Raw genomic sequence first — 13264 nt, 5'->3', positions numbered from 1 at the left:
GAGGAGCGGACTCGCTGCCCAGTATTCAGGGCAGTCTACGCCGTGGCGAGGGGAGCGGGCGCCTCAACCGACGATCACAGCAAACGTGAGGAAGGCGCTCAGTGCCGCCCACGCGCCGAGGCCGAGGGCGTTGACCCACGGGTGGTAGGTGAGCACGGCGGCGAACTCGCGAAGGAACGCGCTGGGCACGAAGTACCACGCGGTGCGGGCGCCGGTGACGTCGGCGTCGAGCCCGAGCCGCCGCGCGATGAGCGCCGCGCGACCGACGTGGTAGCCGCTTGTGACGACCCGCAGGTGGCCCGTCACCCCCCGCTCCTCGAGCAGCGCGCGGGAGAAGAGGAGGTTCTCCTCCGTCGAGGCGGCGCGGTCCTCGGTGACGACGTCGTGCGCGTCGAGGCCCCGCTCGAGCAGGTATGCCGTCATGGCAGCACCCTCGGACGTGGGCTCGTCGTCGCCCTGGCCCCCGCTCGGCACGAGGGGAGGACGCCGGCCTGCGAGCTCCTCGGTGCGTCGCAGGGCGATGGCAGCGTCGAGGCGCCGGGCGAGGAGTCGTGGGATCGCTCCTCCGATGAGTCCGGATCCGAGCACGACGATGGCGGCCGGGGTCGGCCGCGTGCGCGGACGCAGGTAGTCGAGGCAGTAGAGCAGGTAGCTGAGGAGGGCGAGCGCCGGATAGCCGGGCAGGAGCAGGATGACGATGCCCACCGCTGCGAGCGCGGTCGTGCCGGAGAGGAAGAGCGCCACTCCGACGACGGTCGACCCCACCATGCCGAGGCCCATCAGCAGGGAGAGCAGGTTGCCGAGGCTGCGCCCCTCTTTGCGCACCATGCGGACTCCGTTGAGCAGCAGGAGCACCCCGAGCACGATGGCGCCCAACCAGGGCAGGGCCAGCAGCACGAGGCCGACGTCGTAACGGTCGAAGCCGAGCCGGCTCACGACCTCGCCGGCGATGAGATCGGCCCCCGCCCAGAGGACCACGAGGAGCAGCACGCCGTTGCGCCAGCGCCGCGGCTCGGCACGGGAGGAGACGACGTAGAGGCCGGCCGCGACGGCCATGACCACCAGGTGGATGAGCAGTCTCATCCCTCGGCCCCCACCGTCACGTGCACCCCTGAGCATCTCGCTGTGCCAGCACGCCGGCCCGGCCCTCAGTATGCCTGCCCTGGGTGCACGCGCCGCGTCGGGGTCGTGGGGTCAGACGAGCGCCGTGACGATCACCCAGCCCACGGTGCCCGCCACCAGGCCCGCGGCCAGGCTGCCTACGGCGTTGGCGGCCGCCGCCAGGATCGACCCCTCCTCGAGGAGCCGCACGGTCTCGAAGCCGAAGGTCGAGAAGGTCGTAAGCGCGCCGCAGATGCCGGTGCCGACGAAGGCGACGACCGAGGCGGGCACGGCCCACGACGACGCGGCGCCGAGCACGAGACCGAGCACGAACGACCCGATGACGTTGACCGTGAAGGTGCCCCACGGGAAGACGCTGTCGTGCCGCGCCTGCACGAGCAGGTCGGTCAGATAGCGCAGCGGCGCGCCGATGAGACCGCCGGCGACGACGAGCAGCAGCGTCACGAGGCTCCCTCGGGACCGACGTATCTGACCACCTCGACCGGGTCGATCATGACGAGGCCTGCGGCGACGATCTCGTCGAGCTGCGGCAGGAAGTCCCGCACGCGCTGCTCCTCGTCGACGATGACGATCGAGACCGGCAGGTCATCGCTCAGGGAGAGGATCCGGTTGGTGTGGATGTGGCTCGAGCGGCCGAACCCCTCGACCCCCCTGAAGACGCTGGCTCCGGCGAGCCCGGCGGCGTGGGCGCGGTGGACGATCTCGGTGTAGGCCGGGCGGTGGTGCCACTGGCTCGACTCCGTGATGACGATGGTCAGCCGGACGGCAGATCCGTGCAGGGTCATGGCAACCTCCTGCCCTTGCGGGCGTCGCTGGCCTCTGAGTCGGTGCTCTCAGTGCCGGTGGTGCTCTCGGTGCTCTCGCTGCTCTCGCTGCCCTTGGTGCGCTCGGTGCGGCCCGGGCCGGCTCTGCGCCCCCGGGTGCGCAGCACGGCGGCCGCCCCCCGACCCGCGACGATGCCCAACCACGCGGCGACCAGCCCCACGACGAGCGTGCCCAGCAGATAGAGCAGGGCGATCGTCGGGCGACCGGCCACGAAGATCGCATGGGTGTCGAGCATGTAGGTCGAGAACGTCGTGAAGCCGCCGAGCACGCCGACGCCGAGGAAGGGGCGCACGTAGCGGTGCGGCGGCCAGACGTCATTGACGAAGACCATGAGCAGCCCGAGCAGGAAGCCGCCCACGACGTTGACGGCGAAGGTCGACCAGGCGATCTGCGACGGGTCGTGAGGCCAGAGCACGCCCGCCGCGTAGCGCGCCGCACTGCCGATGGCTCCCCCGACCGCGATGACCGCGAGGATGTCCCAGCGCTCGCGGATGACGCTCGAGGCGTGACGGCCCAGAGGCAGGCGAGCGGGCAGGTCGGAGTCGATCGACATCAGCCCGAGATTACCTCCGAGCCGCGTCGCGGCGACGGGACCCGTCGCCGAGCCCGCCTGCCGCACGTCGCTCAGGGCACGGCATACGCGCTGTCGCGGGCGTCGGTGATGAGCATGTGCCCCGGCGCGTGGGTGATCGCGATCTCGGGTCGCGACTCCATGACGACCGCCTGCGGGGTCACGCCGCACGCCCAGAAGACCGGCACGTCGCCCTCCTCGATGACCGGAGGGTCGCCGAAGTCGGTCCTCGCCAGGTCGGCGATGCCGAGCGCCGCCGGGTCACCGACGTGGACCGGCGCCCCGTGGACCGCGGGGTAGCGCGAGGTGACGCGGACGGCGTCGGCGACGAGGGCCGGCGGGATGGCCCGCATCGAGACGACGAGCGGCCCCGAGAGTCGCCCCGCGGGCCAGCACCTAGTGGAGGTGACATACATCGGCACGTTGCGCCCCGCGGTGAGGTGGCGCACCGGCACCCCCGCCTCGAGCAGCGGGTGCTCGAACGTGAAGGAGCAGCCGACGATGAAGGTGACGAGGTCGTCGCGCCAGTGCTCGCGCGCATCGGAGACCTCCGCGACGAGCTCGCCGCGCTCGTAGACGCGGTAGCGCGGAATGTCGGTGCGGATGTCGGCGTGCGCCGTGGGGTCGTCGCCACCGAGGACCCCGCCGCGCACCTCGCCGGCGTCGAGCACGTCGAGGATGGGGCAGGGCTTCGGGTTGCGCTGCGCGAAGAGCATCATGTCGAAGGCGAGCGCCTGCGGCAGGGCGATGATGTTGGCCTGGGCGTGGCCTGCCGACCACCCCGTCGTCGGCACGCTCAGCCCGGCGGCAAAGAGCCGTCGCGCCTCACTCGGCGACACCGAGGCCGGGTCGCCGGGCATGGCCGGGACCGCGCTCTCCAGCGGCGTGCCGTTTTGCAGGTCAAAGGGTTTCGTCATCTCTGCTCCCATCGGAATCGCACTGTCTGCCCGGGTTGGAGCTGGGCGGCTCGGTCGACGTGGGCGGACCGCACGACCCCGATGACGGGGTAGCCGCCCGTCACGGGGTGGTCGTTGAGGAAGAGCACCGGCTGCCCGTTGGGGGGCACCTGGATCGCTCCGCGCACCATGCCCTCGCTCGGGAGCTCGGCGTCACGCCATTGCGTATGCCGCTCGATCGGCTCACCCTCGAGACGAATCCCCTTGCGGTCGCTGCGTCCCGAGACGGACCACTCCGTCGCGGCCAGGCGCTCGGGGCATGCGAACCAGTCCATCCGGGGCCCGGGCAGCACGGCAAGCTCGACCGGACCGGTCGGCGGATGGGCCACGCCGGCCACGTCGACGTGCGGCAGCGCCTCCGTGCGCCGGCCGATCTCGATCGTCTGGCCCGCCCGGACCGGCTCCGGACCGAGGCCCGACATCGTGTCGGAGGCCGCCGATCCGAGCACCCCCGGCAGGGCCAGCCCACCACGGAAGGAGACGTAGGTGCGCAGCCCGCTGGACGGCATACGGAGGGAGAGCACCTGGCCGTCGCGCAGAGTGAACGGTGCGGCGTGCGGCACCGCCCGGCCGTCGGCCTCACCCGGGGCGTGCGCGCCGGTGAGGCAGACGAGCAGGTCGCCGAACGCCTTGAAGCGCAGGCCACCGAAGGTCACCTCGAGCGCGGCCACGCCGTGCACGTTGCCGACCAGCCGCCCACCGAGGAGGTAGGAAGCGACGTCGGCGGCTCCCGCGCGTCCGACTCCGACCGCGAGGTGGCCGACCCGGCCGAGGTCCTGGACGAGGGTCAGCGGTCCCGGCTCGACGATTTCGATGCGGCGCGTCATCGGTCTGCCTCGACGAAGCGGACGGTCGTGCCCGGGATGAGCAGCGCCGGAGGTTGCCGGTCGGCGTCCCACAGGACGACGTCGGTGCTGCCGATGAGCTGCCACCCGCCCGGCGACTCGCGCGGATAGATGCCGCTGAACTCGCCTGCGAGACCGACGGATCCGGCCGGCACACGCGTGCGCGGCTCGGCCCGGCGAGCCACGACGAGCCGGGGGTCGCCGCCGACGAGGTAGGCGAAGCCCGGGGCGAAGCCGCCGAAGCCGACGCGCCAGGCCGTGCCCGTGTGGCGGGCGACGACCTCGTCGGGAGTCAGCCCGGTCAGCTGGGCGACTTCCTCGAGGTCGGGTCCGTCGTAGCGCACGGCGATCTCGGTGACTCGCTGGTCGGCGGAGGTGGTCGCGAGCGCGGCACCGCGGGCGGCGCCGACCACGGCCCGACCGAGCTCGTCGAGGTCGGTCGTCGGACGTGCGACGACGAGGAGGGTGCGGGCGGCGGGCACGAGGTCGTCGACGTCGGCCCAGACGCCGTCGCCGGCCTCGGCGAGCGGCGCGAGCACGGAGGCCACGGCGAGCACGGCGTCGATGTCGTCGGTCTCGAGCAGCAGGGCGGCGTCACCCATCGGCAGCAGCCGCAGGCTCGGTGCGTTGGTGGTGCTCGACTCGGACATCGCGGCCTACCTGACGAACGGGGCGATCTCGATGCCCGCCCCGGTCAGGGCGGTGCGCAGCGCGCGCGCCATCTCGACGGCGCCCGGCGAGTCACCGTGGGTGCAGATCGAGTCGGCCCGCACCTCGATCTCGGTGCCGTCGACGGCGGTGATGCGCCCCTCGGTCGCCAGACGCACCATGCGCGAGGCGACGAGCTCGGGGTCGTGCAGCACCGCGCCCGGCTCACGCCGCGACACCAGATGACCCTCGGGCGTGTAGGCGCGGTCGGCGAAGGCCTCTGCGACGGTGCGCAGCCCAGCCTCCTCGGCGAGCCGGAGGAAGGCGGAGCCCGGCAGGCCCATGACGTGCAGGCTCGGGTCGATGGCGACGACCGCGTCGACCACCGCGGCCGCCTGGTCCTCGTGGTGGACGATCGCGTTGTAGAGCGCGCCGTGGGGCTTGACGTATTCGACCCGCACGCCGGCCACCCGGCACATCGCCTCGAGCGCGCCGATCTGGTAGATCACGTCGGCGGTCAGCTCGGCCGCCTCCATGTCGATGAAGCGGCGGCCGAAGCCGGCCAGGTCGCGGTAGCCGACCTGCGCCCCGACGACGACGCCCCGCTCGGCGGCCTGGGCGCAGGTGCGCTGGAGGGTCAGGCTGTCACCGGCGTGGAAGCCGCAGGCGACGTTGGCGCTCGTGACGATGTCGAGCATCGCCTCGTCGTTGCCGAGCTCCCAGTTGCCGAGGGACTCCCCGAGGTCGGAGTTGAGGTCGATCCGCTGCGGTGTCATCGCCGGCTCCCTCAGGCCCACAGGGCCTGCAGGCCGGTGATCGACTGCCAGCCGAGCCAGAGGGTGAGCAGCCAGGCGAGCACGCCGATGCCGAGCAGCCACCGGGGGTAGGCGTAGCCGCGCAGCAGGTCGCGACGGCGCCAGGCCACCCAGAGGATCGCGGTGAAGCCGATCGGGAGGATCAGCCCGTTGAAGCCGCCGGCGAAGATGAGCAGCTTGACCGGGGCCTTGCCGAGCACGAGGAAGAGCACGGTGCAGATGACGATGAAGGCGACCGTCATCAGGCTGCGGACGCGGGCGGAGGTCTGCTGGGTCGTGAGGAAGGAGACCGTCGTGTAGCTCGCGCCGATGACGGAGGTGATGGCGGCAGCCCAGAAGATGATGCCGAAGGCCCGGAGGCCGAACTGGCCGGCCGCCTGCTCGAAGGCGCTCGCCGCCGGGTTGTCGGCCGCGAGGGTGGCGCCGCCGTAGACGACGCCGAGCACGGCGAGGAACAGGATGACGCGCATGACGCCGGTCACCATGATGCCGAGGACCGAGCCCTTGGTGATCTCGTCGACGTGCTCGGGGCCGGTGCGGCCCGACTCGATGAGCCGGTGCGCACCGGCATACGTGATGTAGCCGCCGACGGTGCCGCCGATGAGGGTGGTGATGGCGAGGAAGTCGACCTGCTCGGGCAGCACGGCGTTCTTGAGGGCCGTCCCGACGGGCGGGGCCGACGTGAAGGCGATGTAGGCGGTGAGCACGATCATGACGAGCCCGAGCCCGATGACGATCTTGTCGAGGGCGGCGCCGGCTCGCTTGACGAGGAAGATCGCGATGGCGAGGCCCGCGGAGAGGACCGCACCGATCCTGGGGTCGAGGCCCATCATGGCGTCGGTGCCGAGCCCGGTGCCCGAGATGTTGCCGATGTTGAAGACGAGCCCGCCCATGAGGATGAGGGCGGCGAGCGCCCACCCGAGCCCAGGGGCGAGGCGGTTGGCGAGCTCGTTGGCGCGCAGTCCCGAGACGCCGATGACGCGCCAGACGTTCATCTGCACGGCGATGTCGACGAGGATCGAGACGACGATCGCAAAGGCGAAGGCGACGCCGAGCTTGACGGTGAAGCCTGTCGTCTGGGTGATGAAGCCGGGGCCGATGGCCGAGGTGGCCATCAGGAACATCGCTCCGAGGAGGGCGGTGCGCCCCTGGGCGGAGGGCGGGGCCTGTCGCGGCGCGGCCTCGACCTCGGTCGTCTTGTCTTCCATCGCTGCTCCGAACTGTCGGGCGCCAAGAGTGCTGACGGCGGGACGGCCACGCCAGTGTGACCGATCTCAGCAAGGTAGCGGATTGCTCAACAATCCTGCAATAGGTCAATCCGACAAATTTTGAGGTCAGGCGGCCTAGAGTGCTGCTGTGCCCAACCGCGTCCTCTCCGAAGCCCTTCGCCACATCCCGGCCCACGTGTCCGCCCAGCCCTCGGCGGCCGAGCGGGTCGCGGACGCCCTGCGCGAGCAGATCGTCAACGGCGCGCTCCGCTCGGGCACGCGGCTGACGGAGGAGACGATCGGCGCCGCGCTCGGCTTCTCGCGCAACACGATCCGCGAGGCGTTCGCCCTGCTCATCGCCGAGCGGCTCGCCGCCCGCGAGCCCAACCGGGGCGTCTTCGTCGCGACCCCCACCCCCAACGACATCCGTGACCTGTATGCCACGCGCCAGATCATCGAGCCAGCGGCAGTCGAGCACGCGCCGGGCTTCTCCGACGAGGCCCTCGGCCGGCTGCGCGCGATCGTCGATGCCGCCCGCGCCGCTCGCGAGTGCGGCGACGCTGCCGCCGTCGCCCAGGGCAACCAGGAGTTCCACCGATCGCTCGTGCGGCTCGGCGGGAGCCGTCGCATCGACCACCTCATGGAGGGGGTGCTCGCCGAGATGCGGCTCGTCTTCCACCTCATGGCCGACGACTCGGGCTTCCACGAGCCCTACCTCGACCGCAACGACGCCATCCTGCGCGACCTCGAGCGCGGTGACCGGGCCGGCGCAGCGGCGGCACTTCGCGCCTACCTCTCCGACGCGGAGGAGCACCTGCTCTCCGACCTCGGCGCGGCCGGCGCGGTGGGCGCGGTCGCGGGTCGGGCGGGTCGGCCCGGCCGGACGGGGGCACGATGACGGCGCGCAACCCCGACGTCCCCGACGCGTTCGACGTCTACACGGTGGCCGTCCTCCGGCGGCCCGCTGACGCCCCGGAGATGTCGGACGAGGACCTCGAGGCGCTGCAGGCTCGACACCTCGCCTACCGCGCCGAGCTGGGGCGTCGAGGGCTGCTCGTCGCGAACGGCCCTTTCGACGAGCAGAGCGACCCGGCATACCGGGGCATGTCGATCTTCGCGTGCGACGGCGCCGAGGCTGCCCGGCTGTCTGAGGGCGACCCGTCCGTCGAGGCCGGCCGGCTCGCCTACGACGTCATGCAGTGGTGGGTCCGGGCCGGCTCCCTGGCCTTCCCCCTCGCCGAGGGGCCTGTCGGCCAGCGCCGCTCGATGCCCGAGGACTGACGCGGCCCACCTACGAGGCCAGGCGCTCGCGCGTGGCGCGATCGGTGCGGGTCGGCTCGACCTCGTGCTCGGGCCGGCTGATCTCCGCCCAGACCGCGTCGAGCGACAGGCCGAGTACGTCGGCGATCGCCGCGATCGTCGGGAAGGCCGGCGTCGCGACGCGGCCCGTCTCGATCTTGCGGAGCGTCTCGGGCGAGACGCCGGCATCGAGTGCCGTCTGGAGCATCGAGCGCTCTCCACGGGCGCGACGCAACAGCGCACCGAGGCGCTGTCCGCGCTCCAGCTCTGCGGGGGTGAGCGGCAACCTGACCATCTTGCGATTCTAATACCGGGATAGCATTGCCGGGATAGTTATTGGAACCCTGAGGAGGGCCCTGCATGATCGAGATCCTGAGCCCGACCCAGCTGCCCCGAGCGCGGGAGGCGGGCGCCTTCGTCGCCGACGTCCTGCAGACGCTCAAGCAGCGCAGCGTCGTCGGCACCAACCTCATGGACATCGACGAGTGGGCCAAGGCCCTGATCCTCGGCGCCGGTGCCGAGTCGTGCTACGTCGACTACGCGCCGTCCTTCGGGCGCGGGCCGTTCGGCCACTACATCTGCACCTCCGTCAACGACGCCGTGCTCCACGGTCGGCCCCACGACTACGCGCTCGCCGACGGCGACCTGCTCTCCCTCGACCTGGCCGTCTCCACCGGAGGCGTCGTCGCGGACTCTGCCGTGAGCTTCATCGTCGGTGACTCGAGGCCGGCCGAGAGCGTCGCGATGATCGAGGCCACCGAGCGTGCGCTGTCCGCCGGCATCGCGGCTGCCGGGCCCGGGGCCCGGGTCGGGGACATCTCGCACGCCATCGGCGGGGTTCTCTCCGAGGCGGGTTATCCGGTCAACACCCAGTTCGGCGGGCACGGCGTCGGCTCGACGATGCACCAGGACCCGCACATCGCGAATGCCGGACGGCCCGGTCGTGGGTATCGGCTGCGGCCCGGGCTGTTGCTGGCCCTCGAACCGTGGGTCATGGCCGACACCGCCGAGCTCGTCACCGACGCCGACGGGTGGACGCTGCGGAGCGCGACCGGCTGCCGCACGGCACACAGCGAGCACACGATCGCCATCACGGGCGACGGCGCGGAGATCCTCACCCAGCCGACTTCGCGGCCTCTGCCCACCAGCGCGGATGCATGAGGTCACGGCCTCGCTGCCCCTCAGCGCACCGAGCGACGGCCGTTGGTCACTCGCTGCGTCGCAGGTCGCAGACCTCGGCGTAGGGCGTGAAGCCCGCCGACGCATACGTCGCGACGGCACCCGCGTTGGAGCTCTCGGCGCAGACGATCGCACTGGACGAGCCCATCTCGCGCAGGGCTGCTGCAGCCGCGACCGTGATCGCCCGGCCGTGGCCGAGGCCCCGGTGCTCATGGTGCACGCCCATGGGCTCGAGCAGCCCCGGGCGCCCGGGGCCGGCCGACCAGACCCCGACCACCGCCACGGCGTTGTCGTGCTCGTCGAACGCCGCGAGGCAGCGGGCGTCCGCGAAGGGGGCGCTCCCGGCCATGGAGTGCCAGCGATCGACCGCACGCCGGCGGTCGTCGTCGCCGGTCATGGGCGAGCCGCGAAACGCTGACCAGTGCACGGCGACCCACGCCTCGGCGCGGTCGGCGCCGATGGTCTCGATGCGCAGTCCGCGGTCCTCGACCGGGTCGCTCAGGTCGCGGTGACACGGAGTCCACGGCTCGTCGAGCTGCCAGCCACGGTGCTGAAGTGCGTCTGCGAGGAGCGGGCCGCACCGGGCTTCGACCACCGCGCTGCCCGGGTCGAGCACGCCGCGCTCGGGCGCGGTGATGTCGTCGACGAGCCGCCCGACCAGGTCCTCGTCCAGCTGCAGCTCCGGGTCGACGGCCAGGCGCAGCAGCTGCGGACCGTCGATCAGCCCGAGGGCGACGACCCTCCCGTCACGCGACCACACGCGCAGGGCATCCGCCGTCGCCTGGGCGCCGTCGCGCCAGTGAAACCCGAGGTCGCCCGGGTGGAGCTGGAGGGGCGCACGGTCGCGCTGCCACCCGCGGAGGGCGGCGACAGCCTCGTGGAGTCCTGCCACACCGGGTGTCGTCGTCACGATGCTCATGAGTCGATCCAGCCCGAGAGACCCGCCGACCGCAACTGCATTTACCGACGCCCAGGGACCTCACGAGCCGCGCACCGGACACCCCTGGCGCGCCGCGTGACCGCCACGCGCGGGCGTCCGAACTCGCGAACCATGCGCACCGCGGCAGTCGGCCGCGATCCTCTCGGTCTCACCGTGCTGACCGCTGCCAGGGCTGGCGAATCGGCTGGAGCGATCCCGGGTGTGGGGGTGTGGCGGGTCAGCTCCGGCCCATCTCGCTCACCGAGAAGACGGGCCAGCCGATCTCGGTGCGCCACTGCGATGGATCGGCGGTGTCACGAGGTCCGATGAGGTAGGTCTCCCGCACCGGCCCGGCCACACTGAGCGCGTTGGCGACGACCCAGGCGCCGACCTCGCCGTAGGTCACGTCGATGTCGTCGTGATCGCCGACGTGGGTCGCGACAGCCAGCTCCACGGCCGGCAGCACCGCCGGGTGCACTCGTCCCCTGTCCGGCGGGTCCGCGGATGGCCGGTGCACCAGCACGTGTCCGCGGCCCCCTTCGAACAGCGCGTTGTCGTACACGCCTCCGGGCGGGCCGGCGGGCTCCCCCAGGGTCGCATCGAGCTCGGCCATGGCGCCGGCATACCAGCCGAGGACGTCGTCCAGCTCGACGTCACCCTCCACTGCTGCGACGGTCATCCGCGGAACGGGCCGCACCTCAACCTGCACCGGTGCGGGGTCCGGTGCCAGCAGCCGACGGAGCGACCGGACGGCAGCTCGGGTCCGGTCGAGCTCGGACTCCAAGCGGAGGAGGTGCTCGGCGACGAGTGCGGACCGCGCTGCGGGCTCCGTCGCGTCGAGGATGCGCCTCACGGTGGCGATCGGGACGTCGAGGTCCCGCAACCGCTGGATGACCTGAGCGGTGGGGATCTGCTCCGCGGTGTAGTAGCGGTAGCCGCTTCGCTCGTCGACGTGGGCCGGGACCAGCAGGTCGGCCTCGTGGTAGCGACGCAACGTGCGCACGCTCAGGTGGGTCAGTCGGGCGAACTCTCCGATGCTGAGGTTGGTGTGCACCCGCGCAGTCTGCACTCTCTCCCCGGGGGAGAGTCCAGTGCTTGACTCTCCGCCATGTGGAGGCGGGACCGTCGTCCCATGACGACCAACGCCACTCCCACGACCATTCGCCCCATCGAGCTCCCCACCGTGATCCGCTCGTTCCTCGCAGCCCACTCGGCCAAGGAGGCAGGCGCCGCCGTGCGGACCTTCACCCACGACGCCGTCGTCGTCGACCAGGACGAGACGTTCCACGGCGCCGAGCAGGTGCTCGACTTCCTCCAGAACGCCGGAAGTGAGTTCACCTACTCCACGGAGCTCCTCGCCGCCCGACGTGATGACGACGCCCGCTGGACCGCCGTCATCCGCATCGAAGGCGACTTCCCCGGCAGCGTGGCCGACCTCGACTACCAGTTCACCGTCACCGATGACCTCATCAGCGAGTTGATGATCAGGGGCAGCAGCATGGAGCGATGAGCACCGATCGGGCGAGGACGGGTTCCGCCCGCTCCCGGGGCTGGATGCCTAGGGTGGGCGGATGGCGACCACCTTCGGCTTCACGCCCGGCAAGCCACCTGTTTGGGACCTCGAGAGCTTCCTGCGCGGAGACGAGGTCGCTACGGCCGTGATCACCTTGGAGCGCAACCGGCGCACGTTCGCGTGGAAGTGCGCCGCCGTGGACGCCGACGGGCTGGGGCTGCGGCTCGGGCCGTCGTCGGTGACGCTAGGGGGCCTGCTCAAACACCTGGCGTGGGTCGAGGAGCTCTATTTCCAGCACCGGCTCGCCGGTCGCCCGTCCATGGCGCCGTTCGACCGGCTGGATCTCGAGCGGGACTGGGATGACTGGCCCTGGAGCACGGCGGCCGACGACACCGCCGATGCCCTGCGGGCGCTCTGGGCCGAGTCCGTGCACCGATCCCGCGACGCGCTGGCCGAGGCGCTGGTCCGCGGTGGGCTGGAGCAGGCGACCCACGACGGCATGAGTCTGCGCCGGCTCCTCGCCGACCTCATCGAGGAGTACGCCCGGCACACGGGGCACGCCGACCTCCTCCGCGAGCAGGTGGATGGAGCCACGGGCGAGGGCCCTCCGATGGACTTTCCGGTGCCGTGAGCGCCTCCGCATCGACGCGGCGGAGACGGGCCGTCCGGGCGGTCATCCTCGCCGAGGATGACCGTGTCCTGCTGTGCCGCTTCAGGTTCCCGCATCCGGCCGTGCCGACGGACGCAACAGTCGTGTGGGCGGCCCCCGGTGGCGGCATCGAGCCCGACGAGCTGCCGCTGGAGGCGCTGCGCCGAGAGCTGATGGAGGAGACGGGCCTTGTCGTCGACACGGACCCGCCTCATGTCTGGCACCAAGAGGTCGCGACTCCCGACCGGGCAGACGGCTACGACGGGCTGGTCAACGACTACTACCTCGTGCGCACCACGCGCTTCGATCCCCGCGGCGCGCTATCCGATGACGACCTCGCCGCCGAGTACATCAGCGGTATGCGATGGTGGCGGCTCGCAGACATCGCCGCATACGGCGGGACTGACCTCTTCTCACCTCGTGACATCGCCACCCCGCTGGCGGCGCTGATCGCCGGTGACATCCCGGCGACGCCGGTGATGCTCGGCCTGTGATGTGCCGAGGACCGGACAGTGCGCAGCAACGAGCCTGCCCGCGTAACGCCGCATACCCCGGGTGGCCCGGCGGGCGATTCCCAGTGGCCAGATGTGAGCCATGGCTGCTCAGAGGTCGGAGCACGCTGTAGGAGCAGATGCTGAGGTCTGGTCCGAGACTGATCCTGCGATCGGCGCCGATCGTCCTCGGGCGAGGGCGCCAATCGCACAGATAGGACATC

General features: G+C 71.7%; 18 protein-coding genes. 6 read left to right on the top strand and 12 right to left on the bottom strand.

The window, feature by feature from the left end:
• Positions 1-63: 63 nt before the first annotated feature.
• The 9 genes from LG278_RS02110 to LG278_RS02070 form a co-directional block, all read right to left on the bottom strand.
• Positions 64-1083 (bottom strand): YdcF family protein, encoded by a 1020-nt coding sequence (locus LG278_RS02110; RefSeq protein WP_404390452.1) that lies wholly within the window; start codon positions 1081-1083, stop codon positions 64-66.
• 111 nt (positions 1084-1194) lie between these two features.
• The gene (crcB, locus tag LG278_RS02105) at positions 1195-1566 is read right to left on the bottom strand and encodes a fluoride efflux transporter CrcB (protein ID WP_404390450.1); all 372 of its coding nucleotides are present in this window, start codon (positions 1564-1566) and stop codon (positions 1195-1197) included.
• A complete protein-coding gene (locus LG278_RS02100) occupies positions 1563-1907 on the bottom strand; it encodes a DUF190 domain-containing protein (RefSeq protein ID WP_404390448.1) in 345 nt (114 codons plus the stop codon). The genes crcB and LG278_RS02100 overlap by 4 nt, the downstream gene beginning before the upstream one ends.
• Complete coding sequence (locus tag LG278_RS02095; protein WP_404390446.1) at positions 1904-2500, bottom strand: fluoride efflux transporter FluC; 597 nt, start codon at positions 2498-2500, stop codon at positions 1904-1906. The genes LG278_RS02100 and LG278_RS02095 overlap by 4 nt, the downstream gene beginning before the upstream one ends.
• Positions 2501-2571: 71 nt before the next feature.
• On the bottom strand, positions 2572-3435 hold the full coding sequence (locus LG278_RS02090; RefSeq protein WP_404390444.1) for a putative hydro-lyase: 864 nt from the start codon (positions 3433-3435) through the stop codon (positions 2572-2574).
• Positions 3432-4301: a biotin-dependent carboxyltransferase family protein gene (locus tag LG278_RS02085; protein ID WP_404390442.1), complete on the bottom strand. Its 870-nt coding sequence runs from the start codon at positions 4299-4301 to the stop codon at positions 3432-3434. Before LG278_RS02085 ends, LG278_RS02090 begins: the two co-directional genes overlap by 4 nt.
• A complete protein-coding gene (locus tag LG278_RS02080; RefSeq protein WP_404390440.1) occupies positions 4298-4969 on the bottom strand; it encodes an allophanate hydrolase subunit 1 in 672 nt (223 codons plus the stop codon). The genes LG278_RS02085 and LG278_RS02080 overlap by 4 nt, the downstream gene beginning before the upstream one ends.
• A gap of 6 nt (positions 4970-4975) precedes the next feature.
• Entirely contained in the window at positions 4976-5743 is a 768-nt protein-coding gene (locus tag LG278_RS02075; protein WP_404390438.1) for a LamB/YcsF family protein, read from the bottom strand.
• An 11-nt stretch (positions 5744-5754) separates the two neighbouring features.
• Positions 5755-6990: an NRAMP family divalent metal transporter gene (locus LG278_RS02070; RefSeq protein ID WP_404390436.1), complete on the bottom strand. Its 1236-nt coding sequence runs from the start codon at positions 6988-6990 to the stop codon at positions 5755-5757.
• Positions 6991-7138: 148 nt separating this feature from the next.
• On the opposite strand from LG278_RS02070, the gene LG278_RS02065 reads away from it, so the two are divergent.
• Positions 7139-7888, top strand: a complete 750-nt coding sequence (locus tag LG278_RS02065) for a GntR family transcriptional regulator (protein ID WP_404390434.1) — start codon at positions 7139-7141, stop codon at positions 7886-7888.
• On the top strand, positions 7885-8271 hold the full coding sequence (locus tag LG278_RS02060; RefSeq protein WP_404390432.1) for a YciI family protein: 387 nt from the start codon (positions 7885-7887) through the stop codon (positions 8269-8271). The genes LG278_RS02065 and LG278_RS02060 overlap by 4 nt, the downstream gene beginning before the upstream one ends.
• A 10-nt stretch (positions 8272-8281) precedes the next feature.
• Here the strand turns inward: LG278_RS02060 and LG278_RS02055 are convergent, their stop codons facing one another.
• Positions 8282-8584: a helix-turn-helix transcriptional regulator gene (locus LG278_RS02055; RefSeq protein ID WP_404390430.1), complete on the bottom strand. Its 303-nt coding sequence runs from the start codon at positions 8582-8584 to the stop codon at positions 8282-8284.
• Positions 8585-8649: 65 nt separating this feature from the next.
• Here LG278_RS02055 and map point away from each other — a divergent pair, with 65 nt between their 5' ends.
• Positions 8650-9450, top strand: coding sequence for a type I methionyl aminopeptidase (gene map / locus LG278_RS02050; protein ID WP_404390428.1), 801 nt, complete (start codon positions 8650-8652; stop codon positions 9448-9450).
• Between the two features lie 46 nt (positions 9451-9496).
• Here the strand turns inward: map and LG278_RS02045 are convergent, their stop codons facing one another.
• Together LG278_RS02045 and LG278_RS02040 are read right to left on the bottom strand one after the other, a co-directional pair.
• Positions 9497-10387 (bottom strand): GNAT family N-acetyltransferase, encoded by an 891-nt coding sequence (locus LG278_RS02045; RefSeq protein ID WP_404390426.1) that lies wholly within the window; start codon positions 10385-10387, stop codon positions 9497-9499.
• A 238-nt stretch (positions 10388-10625) separates the two neighbouring features.
• A complete protein-coding gene (locus LG278_RS02040) occupies positions 10626-11441 on the bottom strand; it encodes a MerR family transcriptional regulator (RefSeq protein WP_404390424.1) in 816 nt (271 codons plus the stop codon).
• Between the two features lie 78 nt (positions 11442-11519).
• On the opposite strand from LG278_RS02040, the gene LG278_RS02035 reads away from it, so the two are divergent.
• From LG278_RS02035 to LG278_RS02025, 3 genes are all read left to right on the top strand, one after another.
• On the top strand, positions 11520-11897 hold the full coding sequence (locus LG278_RS02035; RefSeq protein ID WP_404390422.1) for a nuclear transport factor 2 family protein: 378 nt from the start codon (positions 11520-11522) through the stop codon (positions 11895-11897).
• Between the two features lie 61 nt (positions 11898-11958).
• Entirely contained in the window at positions 11959-12531 is a 573-nt protein-coding gene (locus LG278_RS02030) for a DUF664 domain-containing protein (protein WP_404390420.1), read from the top strand.
• Complete coding sequence (locus tag LG278_RS02025; protein WP_404390418.1) at positions 12528-13043, top strand: NUDIX hydrolase; 516 nt, start codon at positions 12528-12530, stop codon at positions 13041-13043. Before LG278_RS02030 ends, LG278_RS02025 begins: the two co-directional genes overlap by 4 nt.
• Positions 13044-13264 lie beyond the last annotated feature (221 nt).

The sequence above is a fragment of the Humibacillus xanthopallidus genome, from assembly GCF_044793955.1.
Lineage (GTDB): Bacteria > Actinomycetota > Actinomycetes > Actinomycetales > Dermatophilaceae > Humibacillus > Humibacillus xanthopallidus_C.
Note: the sequence above shows the minus strand (reverse complement) of the source record. Positions and strands in the feature narration are given on the sequence as shown.